Here is a 434-nt window from a genome sequence, read left to right on the forward strand (position 1 = left end):
GGTGGGGTCGGTGCGACTGGGTGCCGACCTGATCTTTTGCTGCGTGGCCGCGTCTGATGCCCCGTACCCGCGTGAGCTTCGAAATGCGCCAGAAGGCGCGCGCGCTTCGAGTTCACGCGACCAAGGGCGAATCCCTCCTGTGGTATGAACTGCGGGAGTTGAAATCGGGAGGCATCAAGTTTCGCCGTCAGTGCCCGATTGGGCCTTATATCGTTGACTTCGTTTGCTTGGCGGTGAAGCTGATCGTTGAGGTCGACGGTGATCTGCACGAACACGAGAAGGGTAAACGGCACGATGCTGTTCGTGATGCCTATCTGCGCTCTCTCGGGTTTCACGTCTTCCGTGTTGACGAGCCCGATGTCATAAACAGCGCGTGGCATGTCGCGAGATGGTCAAGGGGAAGGTTGAGCATATGTCAGCCGACCCCACCCGAC

1 protein-coding gene is annotated in these 434 nt (G+C 59.0%); it reads left to right on the forward strand.

Annotated features, from left to right (window positions below; all coding sequences use genetic code 11):
* Nucleotides 1–56: 56 nt before the first annotated feature.
* On the forward strand, nucleotides 57–434 hold a 378-nt coding region (locus tag EN906_RS36945; RefSeq protein ID WP_245481942.1), incomplete at its 3' end, for an endonuclease domain-containing protein.

The organism is Mesorhizobium sp. M7A.F.Ca.CA.004.06.1.1 (assembly GCF_003999135.1).
Classification (GTDB): Bacteria; Pseudomonadota; Alphaproteobacteria; order Rhizobiales; family Rhizobiaceae; genus Mesorhizobium.